The organism is Streptomyces yongxingensis, assembly GCF_055597465.1.
In genome coordinates this window covers 7,002,615-7,027,378 of the sequence record NZ_CM145717.1, presented here as the reverse complement: position 1 = coordinate 7,027,378, position 24,764 = coordinate 7,002,615, and the positions used below count along the sequence as shown (strand labels likewise).

Here is a 24,764-nt window from a genome sequence, read left to right as displayed (position 1 = left end):
AATTGAGGGCGGTCATCACGTCAGGACCTTCCGAATTCATTGTTGATGATGTCGAAGATGTCTTCGGCGGAGGCGGAGTCGAGATCGAGTTCATCGTCGTCGGCGCCGTCGGCGCCCGCCGCGTTCTCGTTCTCGTTCCAGGTCCGCAACAGCGCTTCGAGGCGCGCGGTGACCCGCTCGCGTTCCGTCGCGTCGTCGGAGACGTTGGAAAGGGTGAATTCCAGCTTGTCGATTTCGGCGAGGACCGGGAGTCCGGGGGTGGTGTCCTCGCCGAGCAGGTCGGCGCGCAGCACACCGGCGAGCGCGCTGGGCGTCGGGTGGTCGAAGACCAGGGTGGCGGTGAGCTGGAGCCCGGTGGCCGCGTTGAGGCGGTTGCGGAGTTCGACGGCGGTGAGGGAGTCGAAGCCCAGCTCCTTGAAGGCCCGGCCCGCCTGGACAGCCGTGGTGTCGTCGTGTCCGAGGACGGCGGCGACCTCCGTACGGACGAGGTCGAGCAGGGCCTTCTCGGCCTCGGGCCCGGTGAGCCCCGCGAGCCGCTGCCGCAGGGACTCCCCCGGTGCCTCCGCCGTGCCGCCGCCCGCGCCCTCCGCCGGGTCCGCCGCGAGGACCGCGCGGACCTCGGGCAGATCGGCGATGAGCGGACGGGGGCGGGCCGCGGCGAAGGCGGGGGCGAAGCGGCCCCAGTCGACGTCGGCCACGGCCACGGCGGTCTCGTTCCGGTCCAGCGCCTGCTGGAGTGCGGCGATGGCGGAGTGCGGGGCCATCACCGGCAGGCCACGGCGGCGCAGTTGCTCGGCCGCCTCGTCGTCGACGACGAGCCCGCCGTCCGCCCACGGCCCCCAGGCCACGGAGGTGGCGGCGAGACCGCGCGCCCGCCGCTGTTCGGCCAGCGCGTCGAGGAAGGCGTTGCCGGCCGCGTACGCGCCCTGGCCGCCGCTGCCCCACACCGCGGCGATCGAGGAGAAGAGCACGAAGGCGTCCAGCTCGGTGTCGCCGAGCAGCGCGTCCAGATGGGCCGCGCCCGCCACCTTTGCGGCCACCACATCGGCGACATCGGCCGGGGTGGTCTCCGCGAGCGGTGCGAACTGCCCGGCGCCCGCCGTGTGCACGACCGCCGTGAGCGGGTGCCGCGGGTGTTCCTCGCGGATCCGGGCCAGCAGCCCGGCCACCGCGTCCCGGTCGGTGACATCGCAGGCGGCGACGGTCACCTGGGCACCGGAGGCGGCGAGTTCGTCGCGCAGTTCGGTGGCGCCGGGGGCGTCGGGGCCACGGCGGCTGGTGAGCACGAGATGCTCGGCGCCGTTCTCCGCCAGCCAGCGGGCCACATGGGCGCCCAGCGCACCGGTGCCCCCGGTGACCAGGACCGAGCCACGCGGCCGCCACGGCGCGCCGGTGGCCGGGGCGCGTTCGGCGTGGGCGAGGCGGCGGGCCAGGATTCCGGCCGTACGGATCGCCACCTGGTCCTCGTCGCCGTCGCCGTGTCCGCCGAGCACACCGGCCAGGCGGTCGGCGGCCCGCTCGTCGAGCGTCGCGGGCAGGTCGATCAGACCGCCCCAGCGCTCGGGGTGCTCCAGCGCGACCACCCGGCCCAGGCCCCAGATCTGTGCCTGTGCGGCGCTGCCGACCGGCTCCGAGGCGGCGGTGGCGACGGCGCCGGTGGTGGCGCACCACAGCGGGGCGTCCAGGCCCGCGTCCCCGAGCGCCTGCACCAGCACTCCGGTGCGCAGCAGCCCGGTGGGCACGGCGGGGTGGTCGGGGTGCGCACGCTCGTCCCAAGCGAGCAGCGACAGCACCCCGTGCACGGGGTCGTCGGCCGCGGCCCGGCGGATCCGGTCGGCCAGGCCGTTCCGGTCGAGGTCCGCGCCGTCTGCCGTGATGCGCCGGAGGTCGGCGCCCCGGTCGGCCAGCGCGGCCAGGACCCGCCGCACGGCCTCGGCGTGGCCCGCGGCTCCGGCCGGTTCGGCGACAAGCCAGACGCCGGGGGCGGCGGCGAGCCGGGGCTCCTCCAGCGGCTTCCAGGTGACGCGGTAGCGCCAGCCGTCGAGCGCGGACTGCTCGCGCTCACGGCGCCGCCACGCGGACAGCGCCGGGAGCAGCGCGCTGAGCGGCTGGTCCACGTCGATGCCCACGGCGTCCGACAGCGAGGCGAGGTCGTCGCTCTCGACCGCCTCCCAGAACCGGGCGCCGGCCGTGTCGTCGGCCGTGGCCTCCTGGGCGGGCGTGGGGTGCGGGGTGCCCTCGAGCCAGTAGCGCCGCCGCTGGAACGCGTACGTGGGCAGCTCGACGCGGCGGGCGCCGGTCCCGGCGAACAGCGCCTCCCAGTCCAGGGCCGCGCCCCGGACGTGCAGCGTGGCGAGGGCGGCGGTCAGCGTCTCGGTCTCGGGGCGCCCGGCGCGCAGCACGGGCACGAAGGCCACGTCCTCGGCGCCCTCGTCCCCGGCGGTGACACAGTCCTGCGCCATGGCGGACAGCACGCCGTCCGGGCCCAGTTCGACATAGGTGGTGACGCCCTGCGCCTCCATCGTCCGGACTCCGTCGAGGAAGCGGACGGCGTGGCGGACGTGGCGCACCCAGTAGTCGGCGGCCATGCCCAGTTCGTCGGAGATCTGCTGTCCGGTGACGGTGGAGACGATCGGGATGCGCGGCGCGTGGTAGGTCAGCCCCTCGGCGACCTTGCGGAACTCGGCGAGCATGCCGTCCATCAGCGGGGAGTGGAAGGCGTGGCTCACGGTGAGCCGCTTGGTCTTGCGGCCCCGCTCCTGGAACGACGCCGCGATCGCGGCGGCCGCGTCCTCATCGCCCGCGATGACCACCGACGTGGGGCCGTTGAGCGCGGCGATGCCGACGCGCTCGGTGAGCAGCGGCTCGACCTCGTCCTCCGCCGCCTGCAGCGCGATCATCGCGCCGCCGGAGGGCAGCTCCTGCATCAGTCGGCCGCGCGCGGCCACCAGTGTGGCGGCGTCCTCCAGCGACAGCACCCCGGCCACGTGTGCGGCGGCCAGCTCGCCGATGGAGTGCCCGGTCAGGACGTCCGGCCGCAGCCCGGCGGCCTCGGCCAGCCGGAACAGTGCCACCTCGACGGCGAACAGCGCGGGCTGGGTGAACCCGGTCCGGTCCAGCGGCTCCTTGTCGTCCCCGAACAGCACCTCGTACAGCGGGAGTTCGAGGTGCCGGTCCAGCTCGGCGCAGACCGCGTCCAGCGCCTCCGCGAAGACGGGGCTGGCCTCGTACAGCTCACGGCCCATGCCGAGCCGCTGACTGCCCTGCCCGGTGAAGAGCACGGCGGTGCGGCCCTCCGCGGGCACGCCCCGGACGAGCTGCGCGGCGGACTCGCCGCGCGCGAGGGCGGTCAGCCCCGCGAGCAGCCGGTCCCGGTCCGGGCCGAGGACCACCGCGCGGTGCTCCAGGGCGGACCGGGTGGTGGCCAGCGAGTACGCCACGTCCACCGCGGCCGGCCCGGCCTCGGCCTCGAGGTGGGCGCGCAACCGCTCGGCCTGGGCGCGCAGCGCGTCCTCGCCCTTGGCCGACAGCGGCCAGGCCACCACATCGGGCCGTACGAGGGGCCGCCGCGGTGCGGTTTCCCCGGCGGTCTCGTCGTGGACCGGTGCCTGCTCCAGCACCGTATGGGCGTTGGTGCCGCTGAAGCCGAACGAGGAGACGCCCGCGCGGCGCGGACGGCCGGTCTCCGGCCACTCCACCTGCTCGGTCAGCAGCGACACCGCGCCCGCCGACCAGTCCACGTGCGGCGACGGCTCGTCCACGTGCAGCGTCCGCGGCAGCAGGCCGTGCCGCATCGACAGCACCATCTTGATGACACCCGCGACACCGGCCGCGGCCTGGGTGTGGCCGATGTTGGACTTGATGGCGCCCAGCCACAGCGGCCGCTCCGCGTCCCGCTCCCGGCCGTAGGTGGCCAGCAGCGCCTGCGCCTCGATCGGGTCGCCGAGCCGGGTGCCGGTGCCATGGGCCTCGACCGCGTCCACCTCGGCGGCGGACAGGCCCGCGCCGGCCAGCGCCTGGCGGATGACGCGCTGCTGGGCGGGGCCGTTGGGCGCGGTCAGACCGTTGCTCGCGCCGTCCTGGTTGATGGCGGAGCCGCGGACGAGCGCGAGCACCGGGTGGCCGTTGCGGCGCGCGTCCGACAGCCGCTCCACCAGCAGGAGCCCCACGCCCTCGCCCCAGCCGGTGCCGTCCGCGCCCGCCGCGAACGCCTTGCAGCGGCCGTCCGGGGCCAGCCCGCGCTGGCGGCTGAACTCGATGTACGCGCCGGGGCTGGACATGACCGTCACACCGCCCGCGAGCGCGAGCGAGCACTCGCCCTGGCGCAGTGCCTGGATCGCCCAGTGCAGCGCCACCAGTGACGACGAGCACGCCGTGTCCACCGTGACCGCCGGGCCCTCCAGACCGAAGGTGTACGCGAGCCGGCCGGAGACCACGCTGGCCGCGTTGCCCGTGCCCAGGTAGCCCTCGACGCCCTCGGGGACGGTGTGCAGCGAGGCGTCGTAGTCCTGCCCGTTGGAGCCGATGAACACCCCGGCGGAGGAGCCGCGCAGCGTGGCCGGGTCGATGCCCGCGCGCTCGAACGCCTCCCACGAGGTCTCCAGCAGCAGCCGCTGCTGCGGGTCCATCGCGAGCGCCTCACGCGGCGAGATCCCGAAGAACGCGGCGTCGAAGTGGCCCGCGTCGTAGAGGAATCCGCCCTCGCGTGCGTAGAAGGTGCCCCGGGTGTCCGGGTCCGGGTCGTAGAGCGCGTCCAGGTCCCAGCCGCGGTCGGCCGGGAACTCGGCGATGGCGTCCCCGCCCGCGGTGAGCAGTTGCCACAGCTCCTCGGGCGACCGCACCCCGCCCGGGAAGCGGCAGCTCATGGCGACGATGGCGATCGGGTCGTCATCGGCCGCCGCCGTCACGGCCGCGGGGCGTGTGGGCTCGATGGCGGTGCTGGTCCCGATGAGTTCGCCGCGCAGATAGCCCGCGAGGGCGGAGGCCGTCGGGTAGTCGAAGACCAGGGTGGCAGGCAGCTGGACACCGCTGGCGGCACCGAGCCGGTTGCGCAGCTCGACGGCGGTCAGCGAGTCGAAGCCCAGCTCGCCGAAGGCCCGGTCGGCGCCGATGGACTCGGAGCCGTCGTGTCCGAGCACCGCGGCCACCTGCGTACGGACCAGGTCCAGCAGCAGCCGGTCGCGCTCCGCCTCGCCCAGCCCGGCCAGCCGGGCGGCGAGCGAGGAGCCGTCGGTGGCGGGCTCGGTGGCGGTGTCATCCGCCGCCGCGCGGAGCTCCGGGAGGTCCGCGAGCAGACGGCTGGGGCGTGCGGCGGTGAAGTCCGGTGCGAACCGGTCCCAGTCGATGTCCGCGACGGTGACCACGGTGTCGTCGAGGTCGAGCGCCCGCTGGAGCGCGCCGATCGCCAACTCGGCGTCCATCGGCGGCAGTCCACCGCGCCGCAGACGCCGCTCCAGCGCACCGTCCGTGGCCATCCCGCCCTCGGCCCACGGGCCCCAGGCGATCGAGGTGGCGGGCAGGCCCTGGGCGCGGCGCCGTTCGGCGAGCGCGTCAACGTAGGCGTTGGCGGCCGCGTAGTTGCCCTGTCCGGCGGCGCCGAACGTGCCGCTGATCGAGGAGAACAGCACAAAGGCCGACAGCTCCCGATCGCGCGTCAGCTCGTCGAGGTGGGCCGCGGCGGCCGCCTTGGCGCGCAGGACGGTGGTGAAGCGCTCGGGGGTGAGCGAGTCCAGTACGCCGTCGTCGAGCACCCCGGCCGTGTGCACCACCGCCGTCAGCGGCAGCTCGGCCGGGATGTCGGCGAGGAGCCGCGCGAGCGCGTCCCGGTCGGCCACATCGCACGCGGCGACCGTCACCCGGGCGCCGGACGCGGCGAGTTCGTCGCGGAGCTCGGCGGCGCCGGGGGCGTCGAGGCCACGGCGGCTGGTGAGCAGCACATGTTCGGCGCCGCCCGCGACCAGCCAGCGGGCCACCCGCGCGCCCAGCGCGCCCGTACCACCGGTGACCAGGGTCGTACCGGCGCCCGGGGTCCAGGAGCCACCGGCCGACGCGGGCGCGGAGGCGCGGACGAGGCGGCGTCCGAACACGCCCGACGCCCGCACCGCCACCTGGTCCTCGCCACCGGCACCGGCCAGCACCTCCGCCAACCGTCCCAGCGCCCGCTCGTCGGCCGTCTCCGGGAGGTCGACCAGACCGCCCCAGCGCTCGGGCACCTCCAGCGCGGCCACCCGGCCAAGACCCCACAACCGCGACTGCGCGGGGCTGACCGTTCCGTCCGAACGGCCCACGGCCACCGCGCCCCGCGTGGCCACCCACAGCGGCGCGCCGATGCCCGTGTCGCCCAGGGCCTGCGTCAGCGCGGCCGTCCGCAGCAGCACATCGCCATCGCCATTGCCGTCGCTGTCGTTGTCGTTGTCGCTGTCCGCGAGGGCCAGCAGGGAGAGCACACCGCCGGTCACGGGTGCGTCGCCGATGGCCCCGGCCAGCCGTTCGGCCACCGCCGCGCGGTCGTCGTCGGCGGTCAGCTCGACGCGGCGTACGCCGAGGCCACGGTCGTTCAGCATCCGTACGGCCCCCGCGACCCAGGCGTCCTCGGCCGCCTCGGCCGGTACCACCAGGAGCCAGTCGCCGGTCAGGGACGCGGCGGAGCGGTCGGTGACCGGCTTCCACGACACCCGGTAGCGCCAGCCGTCCACCGTCGAACGCTCCGACTGCTGCCGCCGCCACGACGACAGCGAGGGCAGCAGGGCCTCCAGCGCGCCGTTGTCCTCGGTGCCGAGGTTCAGGGTCTCGGCGAGCGAGGCCAGGTCCGCACGCTCGACGGCCTCCCAGAAGCGGGCGTCGACGGCGTGCTGGGCCGTGGCCTCGGGGGTGGCGGTGGCCGTCCGTACGTCCAGCCAGTAGCGCCGCCGCTGGAAGGCGTACGTCGGCAGCTCCACGCGCCGCGCGCCGGTTCCGGCGTAGAACGCCTCCCAGTCCAGGGCGAGTCCCCGGGTGTGCAGGGCGGCGAGCGCGGTGGTGACGGTCTCGGCCTCGGGGCGGCCGCCGCGCAGGGCGGCGACGAAGCCCGCCGTGTCTCCTTCGGTGAGGCAGTCCTGGCCCATGGCGGAGAGCACGCCGTCGGGGCCGAGTTCGAGGTAGGTGGTGACGCCCTGGGCTTCCAACGTCCGGACACCATCGAGGAAGCGCACGGCCTCCCGGACGTGGCGCACCCAGAAGTCGGGGCTCGTGATCTCCTCGGCGGACACCACGCCACCGGTGAGGTTGGAGACGATCGGGATGCGCGGAGCCTCGTACGTGAGCCCCTGCGCCACCTCGCGGAACGCCTCCAGCATCCCGTCCATGCGCGGCGAATGGAACGCGTGGCTCACGGTGAGCCGCTTGGTCTTACGGCCCCGCGCCTCGAAACCGGACGCGATCTCCAGCACCGAGTCCTCGCCACCCGCGATGACGACGGAAGTGGGCCCGTTGAGCGCGGCGATCGAGACCCGCTCGGTGAGCAGCGGTGTGATCTCGTCCTCCGACGCCTGCACCGCGATCATCGCGCCACCGGCCGGAAGGTCCTGCATCAACCGCCCACGAGCGGCCACCAGCTTCGCCGCGTCCCCGAGCGACAGCACACCCGCCACATGCGCGGCGGCCAGCTCACCGATCGAATGGCCGGAAAGGAAGTCGGGCCGCAGCCCCCACGCCTCCACCAGGCGGAAGAGTGCCACCTCGACCGCGAACAGCGCGGGCTGGGTGAACCCGGTCCGGTCCAGCTCCTCGGCGTCGTCCCCGAACACCACGGCCTTCAGCGGCCGTTCCAGATGCGCGTCCAGCTCGTCGCAGACCGCGTCGAACGCCTCCGCGAACACCGGGTAGGCGTCGTACAGCTCACGCCCCATCCCCAGCCGCTGGCTCCCCTGCCCGGTGAACAGGAAGGCCAGCTTCCCGGCCACCGGTGAGCCCTGCACCAGGCCCGTGGCCGGTTCGCCGGAGGCCAGCGCCTCCAGGGCGCGCAGGAAGCCCTCGCGCCCGTCGGCCACCAGCACCGCGCGGTCCTCGAAGGCGGTGCGCCCGGCGGCCAGGGTGTAGCCGATGGCGGCCAGGTCCACGTCCTCGTCGGTGGCGCGCAACCGGTCGCGCAGGCGGCGAGCCTGGTCGCGCAGCGCGTCGCCGCCCACGGCCGACAGCGGCCACGGCAGCACCGGCGGTACGGCGGACGGCCGCGCCGCCGCGTCCTCGCGGTCCTCGGCGGCCGGCGGCTGCTCGATGATGGTGTGCGCGTTGGTGCCGCTGATGCCGAACGACGACACACCGGCGCGGCGCGGACGGCCGGTCTCCGGCCACTCCATCGGCTCGGTCAGCAGCGAGACCGCGCCGTCCTCCCAGTCGACGTTCGGCGAGGGCGCGTCCACGTGCAGCGTCCGCGGCAGCACACCGTGCCGCATGGCCATCACCATCTTGATGATGCCCGCGACACCGGCGGCGGCCTGGGTGTGGCCGATGTTGGACTTGATGGACCCCAGCCACAACGGCCGGTCGGCCTCCCGCTGCTGCCCGTACGTGGCGAGCAGCGCCTGCGCCTCGATCGGGTCGCCCAGCGTCGTACCCGTGCCATGCGCCTCGACCACGTCCACATCGCCGGTCGTCAGCCCGGCGCTGGTCAACGCCTGCCGGATGACGCGCTGCTGGGACGGACCGTTCGGCGCCGTCAGACCGTTCGACGCGCCGTCCTGGTTGATGGCGGAGCCCCGGACCACCGCGAGCACCGGGTGACCGTTGCGCCGCGCGTCCGACAGCCGCTCCACGAGCAGCATGCCCGCGCCCTCGGCCCAGCCCGTGCCGTCCGCCGACGCCGCGAACGACTTGCACCGGCCGTCCGTGGCCAGGCCGCGCTGACGGCTGAAGTCGATGAACGTCTCGGGCGTGGCCATGACCGCCACACCACCGGCCAGCGCCATGGTGCACTCGCCCGCGCGCAGCGCCTGGATCGCCCAGTGCAGCGCCACCAGCGACGACGAGCACGCCGTGTCCACGGTGACCGCCGGGCCTTCGAGACCGAAGGTGTACGCCACCCGGCCGGAGGCGATGGAGCCCGCGTTGCCGGTGCCGATGTACCCCTCGACACCGTCGGGGATGCCGTCGAGGCCGGTCACGTAGTCGTGGTACATGACGCCCGCGAAGACGCCGATGCGGCTGCCGCGCACACGCGCCGGGTCGATGCCCGCGCGCTCGAACGCCTCCCACGAGGTCTCCAGCAGCAGCCGCTGCTGCGGGTCCATCGCGAGCGCCTCACGCGGCGAGATGCCGAAGAAGTCCGGGTCGAAGTCGGCGGCGTCGTGCAGGAAGCCGCCCTCGCGGGTGTACGAGGTGCCCGCGTGGTCGGGGTCCGGGTGGTAGAGGCCGTCGAGGTCCCAGCCACGGTCCACGGGGAAGCCGGAGATGCCGTCGCCACCGGTGGCGACGAGCTCCCACAGCTCCTCCGGGGTGCGCACCCCGCCCGGGTAGCGGCAGCTCATGCCGACGATGACGATCGGGTCGTCGTCGAGCGCCGGGGCCGCCCCGGTCCGTACGGGGACGAGCGGCGCGGTGGTCTCCCCGGCGCCCAGCAGCTCCTCGCGCAGATGGCCGGCGAGGGCGGTGGGGGTCGGGTAGTCGAAGACGAGCGTCGCCGGGAGCCGCAGCCCGGTGACCGTCTTGAGGTCGTTGCGGAGTTCGACGGCGGTGAGCGAGTCGAAGCCCAGCTCCTTGAACGCCCGCCCGGCTTCGACGGCGTCCGGGCCCGCGTAACCGAGCACCGCGGCGACCCGGCCGCACACCAACTCCAGCAGTTCGCGGTCCTGTTCGGGCCGGGCGAGCCCGGCGAGGCGCTGGGCCAGCGAGGAGCCGTCGGCGGTGGCGGCCGTGGCGGCGGCCCGCCGGACCGGAGTCCGCACCAGGCCCCGGAACAGGGCCGGTACCGTCCCGGTCGCCGTGGCCTCGGTGCGCAGCCCCGCGTAGTCGAGCCGCATCGGGAACAGCACGGCGGCGCCGTCGGCACGGGCCGCGTCGAAGAGCGCGAGCCCCTCGTCGGGGGCGATCGGGGCGACCCCGCCGCGCGCGATGCGCCGCAGATCGAGCTCGTCAAGACCGCTGCCCATGCCCGCACCGGCCCACAGGCCCCAGGCCAGCGCGGTGGCCGGAAGCCCAAGGGCGACGCGGTGCTGGGCCAGCGCCTCCAGGAAGGAGTTGGCGGCGGCGTAGCTCGCCTGTCCGGGCGCGCCGAACACGGCGGCGGCACCGGAGAACAGTACGAACGCGGACAGCTCGTGGTCGCGGGTCAGCTCGTGCAGGTTCAGCGCCGCGTCCACCTTGGGGCGCAGCACCCGCGCCACCCGCTCGGGCGTCAGCGAGCCGAGGATGCCGTCGTCCAGGACGCCCGCCGTGTGCACCACGGCGGTCAGCGGATGCTCGGCCGGGACGGCGGCCAGGGTCGCGGCGAGCGCGTCGCGGTCGGCCACATCGCAGGCCGCCCAGGTGACGGTGGCACCGGCCGCCGTGAGCTCGGCGCCCAGCTCCTCGGCACCCTCGGCGTCGGCGCCACGGCGGCTGACCAGCAGCAGGTGGCGTACGCCGTGGACGGAGACGAGGTGGCGGGCGAGGAGGCCACCGAGCGTTCCGGAGGCGCCGGTGATCAGTACGGTGCCGTTGGGGTCGTACGACGGGACGCCGTCTCCCGCGCGGGTGTCGACCGTGTCGTCGGTGTTCTCGGCGTTCGTGTCGTCCGTGACCGGCACCCGGGCCAGCCGTGGCGCGAGCGCCACGCCCGCGCGGAGCGCCAGCTCCGCCTCGTCCACGCCGAGCGCGGCGGGCACCGTACGGTACGAGCCCTCCTCGCCGTCCACGTCCAGCAGCACCAGACGGCCCGGGTTCTCCGACTGCGCGGAGCGGAACAGACCGCGCACGGCGGCGTACGGCAGATCCGCCACGCCCGCGCCCGGCTCGGTCTCCACCGCGCCCCGGGTCAGCAGCACCAGCCGCGACGCGGCGAACCGCTCATCGGCCAGCCACTCCTGGAGCAGGGCGAGCATAGCCTGGGTGGCCTCGTGCACGGCCGACGCGTCGCCGTCGCCATCGACACCGGCACCGGCACCGGCCAGCAGGACGGTGTCGGGCGCGGGCGCCCCGGACTCCACGGCCGTCCGCAGCGCCGCCAGATCGCGGTACGCGGCGAGCCGGACCCCGGGCCCGAACGCGCCCTCCAGCATGGCCAGTTGGGCGGTGCCAGCACCGAGCACCGCCCAGTCGCCCGTGACCGCGCCGCTCGCGGGCGCCGGAACCGCCGTCCAGTCCAGCCGGAACAGCGACTCGTGCAGCCCGCCGCGCGCCGCGCGCACCTGGTCGGCCGAGGCCGCCCGCAGCGCCACGGACTCGACCGTGGCCACCGGACGGCCCGTGCCGTCGGCCACCAGCAGCGAGACCGCGTTCGACGACCGCTCGGACAGCCGCACCCGGAGCGCACCGGCCCCGGCCGCGTGCAGTTGGACGCCGTTCCACGCGAACGGCAGCAGCGCGCCCTCGGCCGGCGCCGACTCACCGTCGGCGCTGTCGAGGCCGATGGCGTGCAGCGCGGCGTCGAGCAGGGCCGGGTGCAGCCCGAACCGCTCGGCCTCGGCGCCCGACGTCAGCGGCGCGTCCTCGGGGAAGCCCACCTCGGCGTAGAGGTTCTCGCCGAGCCGCCAGGCGCCCTTGAGCCCCTGGAACACCGGCCCGTAGCCGAGGCCCGCCCCGGCCAGCTCCTCGTACAGCCCCTCGACCGGGATCGGCGTCGCACCCTGCGGCGGCCAGACCGCCAGCTCATCGGGCTGATCGGACTCGGGCATCCGGGCGCCGGGTGCGAGCACACCGGTGGCGTGGCGCGTCCACGGCTCGGTGCCGAGCGCGTCCTGACGACGCGAGTGCAGGCTGAAGGAACGGCGGCCCGACTCGTCCGGCCCGTCCACGACGAGCTGCACCCGCACCCCGGTGTGCTCGGGCAGCACGAGCGGGGCTTCGAGGGTCAGTTCGTCCAGCCGCTCACAGCCGACCTGGGCGCCCGCCGTGCTCGCCAGCTCGACGAAGGCGGTGCCGGGCAGCAGCACGGTGTCCATGACCGCGTGGTCGGCCAGCCAGGGGTGGGTGCGGGTGGAGAGCACCCCGGTGAGCAGGAGCCCATCGGCGTCCGCGAGCGCGACGGCGGCGCCGAGGAGCGGATGGTCGATGTCGCCCAGCCCGATCGACTCGGGGTCGCCCGCCGCCAGGGCGGCGGCGCTGGGCCAGTAGCGCTGCCGCTGGAAGGCGTAGGTGGGCAGCTCGGCCGGGTCCACGGGGGCGGCGCCCGCACCGGTGAACACGGCCGCCCAGTCCGGCGTCACACCACGGACGTGCGCGCGTCCGACGGCCGAGAGCAGCGCCTCGGCCTCCGGGCGGTCCTTACGCAGGACGGCGGCGAACGCGGCATCCGACGCGGAGTCGGTCACGCACTCCTGCGCCATGGCGGAGAGGACGCCGTCGGGGCCGAGTTCGAGGTAGGTGGTGACGCCCTGGGCTTCCAACGTCCGGACTCCATCGAGGAAGCGGACGGCTTCGCGGACGTGGCGCACCCAGAAGTCGGGGGTCGTGATCTCCTCGGCGGAGACGATGTTCCCGGTGAGGTTGGAGACGATCGGGATGCGCGGAGCCTCGTAGGTCAGCCCCCGCGCCACCTCGCGGAACGCGTCCAGCATTCCGTCCATGCGGGGCGAGTGGAACGCGTGGCTGACGGTGAGCCGCTTGGTCTTACGGCCCTGGGCCTCGAAACCAGACGCGATCTCCAACGCCGCGTCCTCGTCACCCGCGATGACCACGGAGGTGGGCCCGTTGAGGGCGGCGATCGACACCCGGTCGGTGAGCAGCGGCAGCACCTCGTCCTCGGACGCCTGGACGGCGATCATCGCGCCACCGGTCGGAAGCTCCTGCATCAACCGGCCACGGGCGGCCACCAACGTCGCCGCGTCAGCCAGCGACAGCACACCCGCCACATGCGCGGCGGCCAGCTCACCGATCGAATGCCCGGAGAGGAAGTCCGGCGTCAGACCCCACGCCTCAACGAGCCGGAACAGCGCCACCTCAACCGCGAACAACGCGGGCTGAGTGAACGCCGTCTGATCCAGTACCGCCGCGTCATCCCCGAACAGCACATCCCGCAGCGGCCGCTCAAGGTACAGATCCAGATGCGCACACACCTCGTCCAACGCATCCGCGAACACCGGATAGGCGTCGTACAGCTCACGCCCCATCCCCAACCGCTGACTGCCCTGCCCCGTGAACAGGAACGCCACCTTGCCCTCGGCGACCGTCCCCTCGGCCACCCCCGGGGCGGCCTCGCCCCGGGCGAGCGCGTCGAGCGACCGCAGCAGCTCGTCCCGGTCGCCGACGGTCAGCACCGCACGCCGCTCCAGGGCGGCGCGGCCGACGGCCAGGGCGTGGGCGACGTCGAGCGGCGCCGCCTCCGGGCGTGACGCGATGTGGGTGTGCAGCCGCGCGGCCTGCTCCCGCAGCGCTTCGGCGTTCCTGGCCGACAGGGCGAACGGCAGAAGGCCGCCGAGGCCGTTCCGCTCGGGCGCCTCGGCCGGTGCGTCGACGGCCGGGGCCTGCTCGATGATGGTGTGCGCGTTGGTGCCACTGATACCGAACGAGGAGATACCGGCGCGGCGCGGACGGCCCGTCTCCGGCCACTCCACCTGCTCCGTCAGCAGCGAGACAGCCCCCGCCGACCAGTCCACATGCGGCGACGGCGCGTCCACGTGCAACGTCTGCGGCAACACACCGTGGCGCATCGCCAGCACCATCTTGATGACGCCCGCGACACCCGCCGCCGCCTGCGTGTGGCCGATGTTGGACTTGATGGACCCCAGCCACAACGGCCGGTCGGCCTCCCGCTGCTGCCCGTACGTGGCGAGCAGCGCCTGCGCCTCGATCGGGTCGCCCAGCGTCGTACCCGTGCCATGCGCCTCGACGACATCCACATCGCCGGTCGTCAGCCCGGCGCTGGTCAACGCCTGCCGGATGACGCGCTGCTGCGACGGACCGTTCGGCGCCGTCAGACCGTTCGACGCACCGTCCTGGTTGATGGCGGAGCCCCGGACCACCGCGAGCACCGGGTGGCCGTTGCGCCGCGCGTCCGACAGCCGCTCCACGAGCAGCATGCCCGCGCCCTCGCCCCAGCCCGTGCCGTCCGCACCGGCCGCGAACGCCTTGATCCGGCCATCGGCGGCCAGTCCGCGCTGACGGCTGAAGTCGATGAAGTTCTCGGGGGTGGACATCACCGTGACGCCGCCCGCGAGCGCCATCGTGCACTCGCCCTGCCGCAGCGCCTGCACCGCGAGATGCAGTGCCACCAGCGAGGACGAGCACGCCGTGTCGACCGTGATGGCCGGGCCCTCGAGGCCGAAGGTGTAGGCGACCCGCCCGGACACCACGCTCGCCGCGTTGCCCGTGCCCAGATGACCCTCCAGGCCCTCGGGCCCCCGCATCAGCAGCGAGAGATAGTCCTGGCCGTTGGTCCCGGCGAAGACACCGATCTGCTGACCGCGCAGCGTGGCCGGGTCGATGCCCGCGCGCTCGAACGCCTCCCAGGAGGTCTCCAGCAGCAGCCGCTGCTGCGGATCCATCGCCAGCGCCTCACGCGGCGAAATACCGAAGAACGACGCGTCGAAGTCCCCGGCGTCGTAGAGGAAACCACCCTCACGCGCGTACGACGTCCCCTGACGATCCGGATCCGGGTCGTACAGCCCCGCCAGATCCCAGCCACGGTCCGACGGGAACTCCGCAATCGCGTCCCCGCCAGCCGTCAGCAGCGCCCACAGCTCCTCCGGCGACCGCACCCCACCCGGGAAACGACAGCTCATCGCCACGATCGCGATCGGATCGTCGGCCACCGCGACCGCAGGCGCCACCACGCCACCCGCCGCCACAGCATCCGCGCCCAGCAGTTCAGCACGCAGATGGTCGGCCAGGGCCGTAGCGTTCGGGTAGTCGTAGATGAGCGTGGCGGGCAGCCGCAGGCCGGTCGCCGCGTTGAGACGGTTGCGGAGTTCGACGGCGGTGAGCGAGTCGAAGCCCAGCTCCTTGAAGGCACGCCCGGCCTCCACCGCCTCGGCCCCGCCGTGCCCCAGCACCGACGCGACCTGCGCACGCACCAGCTCCAGCAGCGTCTGTGCGCGCTCGTTCTCCGTCAGCCCGGACAGCCGCTCCGCGAGTGTGCCGGTGCCGGTCCCGGCGGTGGCGGCCGTGCGCGGCGCGCCCTCGGCGGCCGCCGCCGGACGCGCGGCCCGCACCTCGCCGAACAGCGCGCTCGGCCGTACGGCGGTGAACTCGGCGAGGAACCGGTCCCAGTCGAGGTCCGCGATCGTCACGGCGGTGTCATCGAGGTCCAGCGCCTGCCCCAGCGCGGTGAGCGCCGACTCGGGCGCCATCGGCGGCACTCCGTCGCGGCGCATCCGCCGGTCCAGCGCCTCGTCGGCGGCCATGCCGCCCTCGGCCCACGGGCCCCAGGCGATCGAGGTGGCGGGCAAGCCCTGGGCGCGGCGCCGCTCGGCCAGCGCGTCCAGATAGGCGTTGGCCGCCGCGTAGTTGCCCTGACCAGCGGCGCCCACCGATCCGGCGAGCGAGGAGAAGAGGACGAACGCCGAAAGGTCCAGGTCGCGGGTGAGCTCATGGAGGTTCTGCGCGGAGGTGGCCTTGGCGCGCACCACCCGCTCCAGCCGCTCGGCGTCCAGCGTGTCCACGAGGCCGTCGTCCAGCACACCGGCCGCGTGGACGACGGCGGTCAGCGGGAACTCGGCCGGTATGGACGCCAGCAGCGCGGCGAGCGCGTCCCGGTCCGCCACATCACACGCGGCCACCGTCACCCGAGCGCCCGAAGCCGCCAACTCATCGCACAACTCCGCTGCGCCCGGGGCGTCGAGCCCCCGACGGCTGGTGAGCACCACGTGCTCGGCGCCGTTCGCCACCAGCCAACGGGCCACATGCGCGCCCAGCGCACCCGTACCGCCCGTCACCAGGACCGAACCCGAGGCCCGCCAGCCCTCATCGCCGGACGTACGGGTCCCCGAAGCCTCCGTCAGCCGGCGCCCGAAGACGCCCGAGGCCCGCACGGCGACCTGGTCCTCGTCCGAGCCACCGGCTCCGGCCCCGGCCAGCACACCGGCCAACCGTCCCAGCGCACGCTCGTCGGCCGTCTCGGGAAGGTCGACCAGACCGCCCCACCGCTCCGGCAGCTCCAACGCCACCACCCGGCCGAGCCCCCACACCAACGCCTGACCAGGCGCCACCACACCATCCGAGCGCCCCACCGACACCGCACCCCGCGTCGCCACCCACAACGGCGCACCCACACCCGCATCACCCAACGCCTGCACCAACGCGGCCGTACGCAACAGCCCCGACTCGGGGGCGCCCTCGCCCACCGCCAGAAGTGACACCACACCCGTCACCGAGGCGTCGCCCACCGCCGTACGCAGTTCCTCCGCCATTCCGGCGCGGTCCACCGCGTTCGACTCGACCACGCGCACATCGACGCCACGCCCGGCCAGCATCCGCACCACACCCGTGGCCCAGGCACCCTCGGCCTCATCCACCGGGACGACCACCAACCAGCAACCACCCAGCACCCCGGTCGCCAACCGCTCCGTCACCGGCTTCCACGACACCCGATAACGCCAGCCGTCCACCGCCGAACGCACCGACTCCTGCCGCCGCCACGACGACAACGCGGGCAAGACCTCACCCAGCGAAACCCCCGGATCCACCGCGAGCTCCGCCGCCAGCGCGGCCACATCCCCGCGCTCCACCACATCCCAGAACCGCCCGTCGACGGCACCGCCCGGCGCGACCTCCGACGCCGCCGGGGCCTCCTCCCACCAGTACCGGGTGCGCTGGAAGGCGTAGGTCGGCAGCTCGACCCGCCGGGCCCCGGTGCCCTCGAAGTAGCCGCCCCAGTCCGGGGACTGGCCCCGGACGTGCAGCAGGGCGAGCGCGGCGGTCACCGACTCGGCCTCGGCGCGCCCCTTCCGCAGCGTGGCGGCGAACGCGGCGTCCGACGCCGAATCGGTCACACACTCCTGCGCCATCGCGGAGAGAACGCCATCGGGGCCGAGCTCGACGAAGGTCGTCACACCCTCCGCTTCCAGCGTCCGCACACCGTCGAGGAAGCGGACGGCCTCCCGGACGTGGCGCACCCAGAAGTCCGGACCGGTGATCTCCTCGGCGGACACCACGCCACCGGTGAGGTTGGAGACGACCGGGATCCGCGGGGCCTCGTACGACAGCCCCTCGGCCACCTCACGGAAGGCGTCCAACATGCCGTCCATACGCGGCGAGTGGAACGCGTGGCTCACGGCGAGCCGCTTGGTCTTACGACCCCGCTCCTCGAAGGACGCCGCGATCTCCAGCGCCACATCCTCATCACCGGCGATGACGACCGAGGAAGGCCCATTGAGCGCGGCAATGCTGACCCGCTCGCTCAGCAGCGGCGTCACCTCGTCCTCGGACGCCTGCACCGCGATCATCGCGCCACCGGCCGGAAGCTCCTGCATCAAACGGCCACGCGCCGCCACCAACGTCGCCGCATCCGCCAGCGACAACACACCCGCCACATGCGCGGCAGCAAGCTCACCGATCGAATGCCCGGAGAGAAAGTCCGGCGTCAGACCCCACGCCTCAACGAGACGGAACAGCGCCACCTCCACCGCGAACAACGCGGGCTGAGTGAACGCCGTCTGGTCCAAGACCGCCGCGTCATCCCCGAACAGCACATCCCGCAGCGGCCGCTCCAGATGCAGATCCAGATGCGCGCACACCTCGTCCAACGCATCCGCGAACACCGGATAGGCGTCGTACAGCTCACGCCCCATCCCCAACCGCTGGCTCCCCTGCCCCGTGAACAGGAACGCCACCTTGCCCTCGGCGACCGTCCCCTCGACCACATCCGGGACGGACTCGCCCCGAGCCACCGCGTCCAGGCCCGCCAGGAACGTCTCGCGGTCCGTGGTGACGAGGGCGGCGCGCCGCTCCAGCGCGGCGCGGCTGGTGGCGAGCGAGAAGGCGAGGTCGGTCGCGCTCAGCTCGGGGTGGGTGCGGAGATGGGTGGCCAACTGTGCGGCCTGGGCGTGCAGCGCCTGCCCGTCCTTCGCCGACAGCAGCCACGGCAGCACGGGCAGCTCACGCGGCGCGGGCTGCTCGCCCGGGGCGGCCGGGACGGCCGGAAGGGCCGGGACCGGGGCCTGCTCGATGATGGTGTGCGCGTTGGTGCCGCTGAGCCCGAAGGACGACACGCCCGCGCGGCGCGGACGGCCCGTCTCCGGCCACTCCACCTGCTCCGTCAGCAGCGAGACGGCCCCCGCCGACCAGTCCACATGCGGCGACGGCGCGTCCACGTGCAACGTCTGCGGCAGCACACCGTGCCGCATCGCCAGCACCATCTTGATGACGCCCGCGACACCGGCAGCGGCCTGCGTATGACCGATGTTGGACTTGATGGACCCCAGCCACAACGGCCGATCCCCATCCCGCTCCCGCCCGTACGTGGCCAGCAGCGCCTGCGCCTCGATCGGGTCACCCAGCGTCGTACCCGTACCGTGCGCCTCGACCGCGTCCACATCCCCGGCCGACAGCCCCGCACCGGCCAGCGCCTGCCGGATCACCCGCTGCTGCGAGGGACCGTTCGGCGCCGTCAGGCCATTGCTCGCACCGTCCTGGTTGATCGCGCTGCCCCGCACGATGGCCAGCACCGGGTGGCCGTTCTTCTCCGCGTCCGACAGCCGCTCGACCAGCAGCATGCCGACGCCCTCGCCCCAACCCGTGCCGTCCGCACCGGCCGCGAACGCCTTGATCCGGCCGTCCGCCGCGAGCCCGCGCTGACGGCTGAAGTCGACGAACGCCTCCGGCGTGGACATCACCGTGACGCCGCCCGCGAGCGCCATCGTGCACTCGCCCTGCCGCAGCGCCTGAACGGCCATGTGCAGGGCCACCAGCGACGACGAACACGCCGTGTCCACCGTCACCGCAGGACCCTCGAGGCCGAAGGTGTAGGCGACCCGCCCGGACACCACGCTCGCCGCGTTGCCCGTGCCCAGATGACCCTCCAGGCCCTCGGGCGGAGTGGAGACGAGCCCGGCGTAGTCCTGGCCGTTGGTGCCCGCGAAGACACCGGTACGGCTGCCGCGCAGCGTGGCCGGGTCGATGCCCGCGCGCTCGAACGCCTCCCAGGAGGTCTCCAGCAGCAGCCGCTGCTGCGGATCCATCGCCAGCGCCTCACGCGGCGAAATACCGAAGAACGACGCGTCGAAGTCCCCGGCGTCGTAGAGGAAACCACCCTCACGCGCGTACGACGTCCCCTGACGATCCGGATCCGGGTCGTACAGCCCCGCCAGATCCCAACCACGGTCCGACGGGAACTCCGCAATCGCGTCCCCACCAGCCGTCAGCAGCGCCCACAGCTCCTCCGGCGACCGCACCCCACCCGGGAAACGACAGCTCATCGCCACGATCGCGACCGGATCGTCGGCCACCGCGACCGCAGGCGCCACCACGCCACCCGCCACCACAGCATCCGCACCCACCAGCTCAGCACGCAGATGATCGGCCAGGGCGGTCGCGTTCGGGTAGTCGTAGATGAGCGTGGCGGCCAGCCGCAGGCCCGTCGCCGCGTTCAGCCGGTTGCGGAGTTCGATCGCGGCCAGCGAGTCGAAACCCAACTCCTTGAAGGCACGCCCGGCCTCCACCGCCTCGGCCCCGCCGTGCCCCAGCACCGACGCGACCTGCGCACGCACCAGCTCCAGCAGCGCACGGTCCTGTTCGGGCTTCGGGAGGCCGCTCAGGCGCTCGCCGAGCGGGGAGGCGGAGTCGGCGTCGGTGACGACCTTGGTGGTGTCGGCGCCGGTCGCGGTGCCCGGCCCGGCCTCCGCCGCCAGCTCGGCGATCAGCGGGCTGGGCCGTACGGCGGTGAGGGCGCGGGTGAAGTGCTCCCAGTCGAGGTCCGCGACCGTCACGGCGGTGTCATCGAGGTACAGCGCCTGCCCCAGCGCGGTGAGCGCCGACTCGGGCGCCATCGGCGGCATGCCCTCGCGGCGCATCCGCCGCTCCATGGCGTCGTCACCGGCCATCCCGGAGTCCGCCCACGGGCCCCAGGCGATCGAGGTGGCGGGCAAGCCCTGGGCGCGGCGCAGCTCGGCCAGCGCGTCCAAGTACGCGTTGGCGGCGGCATAGTTGCCCTGACCAGCGGCGCCCACCGACCCGGTGATCGAGGAGAAGAGGACGAACGCCGAAAGGTCCAGATCGCGCGTCAGCTCATCCAAATGCAGCGCGGCATCCACCTTCGCCCGGAGCACCGAGGCGAACCGCTCGGGCGTGAGCGCGTCCAGTACGCCGTCGTCCAGCACACCGGCCGCGTGCACGACGGCGGTCAGCGGGAGTTCGGCCGGTATGGACGCCAGCAACTCCGCGAGCGCGTCCCGGTCCGCCACATCACACGCGGCCACCGTCACCCGAGCGCCCGAAGCCGCCAGCTCATCCCGCAGCTCCACCGCGCCCGGAGCCTCCAGCCCCCGGCGGCTGGTGAGCACCACGTGCTCGGCGCCGTTCGCCACCAGCCAACGCGCCACATGCGCGCCCAGCGCACCCGTACCGCCCGTCACCAGCACCGAACCGGACGCCCGCCAGCCCTCATCGCCCGACGTCCGGCTCCCGGCCGCCCGCACCAGCCGGCGCCCGAAGACACCCGAGGCCCGCACCGCGACCTGATCCTCACCCGAGCCACCGGCCCCGGTCCCGGTCCCGGCCAGCACACCCGCCAACCGACCCAACGCACGCTCGTCCACCGACTCCGGCAGATCGACCAGACCGCCCCACCGCTCCGGCAGCTCCAACGCCGCCACCCGGCCGAGCCCCCACACCAACGCCTGACCAGGCGCCACCACACCATCCGAGCGCCCCACCGACACCGCACCCCGCGTCGCCACCCACAACGGCGCACCCACACCCGCATCACCCAACGCCTGCACCAACGCGGCCGTACGCAACAGCCCCGACTCGGGGGCGCCCTCGCCCACCGCCAGAAGTGACACCACACCCGTCACCGAGGCGTCGCCCACCGCCGTCCGCAGCTCCTCCGCGAGCCCGGCGCGGTCCACCGCGTTCGACTCGACCACGCGCACATCCACACCACGCCCGGCCAGCATCCGCACCACACCCGTGGCCCAGGCACCCTCGGCCGCGTCCACCGGGACGACCACCAACCAGCAACCACCCAGCACCCCGGTCGCCAACCGCTCCGTCACCGGCTTCCACGACACCCGATAACGCCAGCCGTCCACCGCCGAACGCACCGACTCCTGCCGCCGCCACGACGACAACGCGGGCAAGACCTCACCCAGCGAAACCCCCGGATCCACCGCGAGCTCCGCCGCCAGCGCGGCCACATCCCCGCGCTCCACCACATCCCAGAACCGCCCGTCCACCGCCGAACCCGGCCCGGCCTCGGCCGCCGATCCGGCCGGGGCCGGGGCGTTGAGCCAGTACCGCTGGCGCTGGAAGGCGTAGGTGGGCAGGTCGATCGTGCGGGCGCCGGTGGTGGCGTACGGGGCGGCCCAGTCGGCCTTCTTGCCCCGGACGTACGCCAGCGCCACGGCCGCCGTCAGGGTCTCGGCCTCGGGGCGCCCGCCGCGCAGCGCGGCGGCGTACGCGGTGCCGTCGGCGTCGGGCAGACAGTCCTGGGCCATGGCGGTGAGCACGGCGTCGGGGCCGAGCTCCAGGAAGGTGGTGGCGCCCTTGTCGGCCAGGGTGTGCACACCGTCGAGGAAGCGGACGGCCTCGCGGACGTGGCGCACCCAGTACTCGGGCGAGCACAGCTCCTCGGCGGTGGCGACGCGCCCGGTGACGGTGGAGACCACGGGGATGCGCGGCGGCGCGTACTCCAGCACCTGGGCGACGCGCCGGAATTCGGCGAGCATGCCGTCCATCAGCGGGGAGTGGAAGGCGTGGCTCACGGTGAGCCGCTTGGTCTTGCGGCCCCGCTCCTCGAAGGACGCCGCGATCTCCAGCGCGTCCTCCTCGGCGCCGGAGACGACGACGGAGCGGGGGCCGTTGATCGCGGCGATGCCGATCCGGTCCTCGCGCCCGGCGAGCAGCGGCAGCACCTCGTCCTCCGACGCCTGCACCGCGACCATCGCCCCACCCTCGGCAAGCTCCCGCATCAGCCGGCCACGGGCGGCGACCAGGGCGGCGGCGTCCTCCAGGGACAGCACACCCGCCACATGGACGGCCGCGAGCTCGCCGATGGAGTGTCCGGCGAGCAGTTCGGGGCGCAGCCCCCAGGACTCGATGAGGCGGTAGAGCGCGACCTCGATGGCGAACAGGGCGGGCTGGGTGTAGTCGGTGCGGTCCAGGAGGGCGGCCTCGGGGCTGCCCTCCTCGGCGAAGAGCACGTCGAGGAGCGGGAGTTCGAGCTGCTCCTCGAGGTACCAGCAGGCGTCGTCGAGGGCTTCGGCGAAGACGGGGTGGGTGGCGTAGAGCTCGCGGCCCATGCCGAGGCGCTGGCTGCCCTGTCCGGTGAACAGCAGGGCGAGCTTTCCGGCGGCGGGTGCGCCGCGCACGACGGACGGCCCGTCGCCGCCGTCGGCGAGGGTGCGCAGGGCGGAGAGGAAGCCGTCGCGGTCACCGGCGAGGAGCACGGCCCGCTGTTCGAAGGTGGCGCGGGTGGTGGCCAGGGAGTGGCCGATGTCGGTGAGGGCGAGGTCGGGGTCGGCCTCCAGCAGCGCGTGCAGCCGCTCGGCCTGGCCCTGGAGGGCGTCGGTGGTCTTCGCCGAGAGGGGCCAGGGCAGCAGGGCGGGTTCCGTGGCACCCTCGCCATCGGGCTCTTCGGCCTCGCCCTGCTCCTCCCCGTCGGCCGGAGGCTGCTCGATGATGGCGTGCGCGTTGGTGCCGCTCATGCCGAACGACGAGACGCCCGCGCGGCGCGGGCGGTCGCTCTCCGGCCAGGGCCGCGCCTCGGTCAGCAGCTCGATGTCACCGGCGGTCCAGTCGACATGCGGGGTCGGCTCGTCCACGTGGAGCGTCCGCGGCAGCACCCCGTGGCGCATCGCCATGACCATCTTGATGATGCCGCCGACACCGGCCGCGGACTGGGTGTGGCCGATGTTGGACTTGAGCGAGCCGAGCCACAGCGGCCGGTCCGCCTCGCGGTCCCGGCCGTAGGTGGCGAGCAGCGCCTGGGCCTCGATGGGGTCGCCCAGTGTCGTACCGGTGCCGTGGGCCTCGACCGCGTCGACCTCGCCGGCCGTGAGCCCGGCGTTGGCGAGGGCCTGGCGGATGACGCGCTGCTGGGCGGGGCCGCTGGGGGCGGTGAGGCCGTTGCTGGCGCCGTCCTGGTTGATGGCGGTGCCGCGGACGACGGCGAGGACCCGGTGACCGTTCCTCCGGGCGTCCGAGAGCCGCTCGACGAGCAGCATGCCGACGCCCTCGCCCCACGCGGTGCCGTCGGCCGCGGCGGCGAACGGCTTGCAGCGGCCGTCGGGGGCGAGGCCGCGCTGGCGGCTGAAGGCGATGAACGAGCCGGGGTTGGCCATGACCGCGGCGCCACCGGCGAGCGCCATGGTGCACTCGCCCGCGCGCAGCGCCTGGACGGCCAGGTGGAGCGCCACCAGGGAGGAGGAGCAGGCGGTGTCGACGGTGACGGTGGGGCCTTCGAAGCCGAAGGTGTAGGCGATGCGGCCGGAGGCGACACTGGCGGCGTTGCCGGTGACCAGATAGCCCTCGAAGCCCTGCTCGGCCTCGTGCAGCCGGGGGCCGTAGTCCTGGGTCTCGGCGCCGACGAACACACCGGTCCGGCCGCCCCGGAGGATCGCGGGGTCGATACCGGCGCGTTCGAAGACCTCCCAGGAGGTCTCCAGCAGCAGCCGCTGCTGCGGATCCATCGCGAGCGCTTCGCGCGGTGAGATTCCGAAGAACGCCGAATCGAACTCATCGGCGTCGTGCAGGAATCCGCCTTCGCGGGTATAGCTGCTGCCCGGCCGGTCCGGGTCGGGGTCGTAAAGTCCGGCGAGATCCCAGCCCCGGCTCACCGGGAATTCGGAGATGACGTCTTTTCCGCCCGCGACGATTTCCCACAGTTCTTCGGGGGATCCGGCCTCTCCGGGGAACCGGCAGCTCATTCCGACAATGGCGATGGGCTCGTCGGCGGCGATCGGGCCCATTCCGGCGTCGGCCGGGGAGGCGTCGGAGTCGCCGTCCGCACCGAGCAGTTCGGCCCGGACATGGCGGGCGAGGTCGGCGGGGGTGGGGTGGTCGAAGGCGAGGGTGACCGGCAGCCGCAGTCCGGTGGCGGCGGTCAGCCGGGCGTGCAGATCGACCGTGGCGAGGGAGTCGAAGCCCAGGTCGAGGAAGGGGCGCTCGGGGTCGAGGACGTCCGGCGCCTTGTCCTTGAGGGCCTGTTCGACGATCTCGCCGACCCAGGCGGTGAGGGCCTCGGCGCGCTCGGCCTCGGGAAGCGCGGCGAGCCGGTCGCGCCACGGGGACGCCCCTTCGGGGCTCGTGCCCCCCTTTTCGGTGTGCTCGGGCGTGAAATCCACGGACTCACTCACCATCGCGCGCCCCATTACCCTCGCAGACATAACACCAAGACCGTACGTCAGCTTTACACAGGGCAGGGCGGCTAGAAACCCCTTCAAACCCCCTATGGACCCCTATCATCCCTTTGGGGTCCCGTATCCGAGGGGCATCGCGCA

Annotated in this window: 1 protein-coding gene; it reads right to left on the bottom strand. The window is 74.0% G+C overall.

Annotated features, from left to right (window positions below; genetic code table 11):
• Positions 1 to 20 precede the first annotated feature (20 nt).
• Positions 21 to 24,608, bottom strand: a complete 24,588-nt coding sequence (locus tag ACZ6TD_RS30315; protein ID WP_471343242.1) for a type I polyketide synthase — start codon at positions 24,606 to 24,608, stop codon at positions 21 to 23.
• Positions 24,609 to 24,764 lie beyond the last annotated feature (156 nt).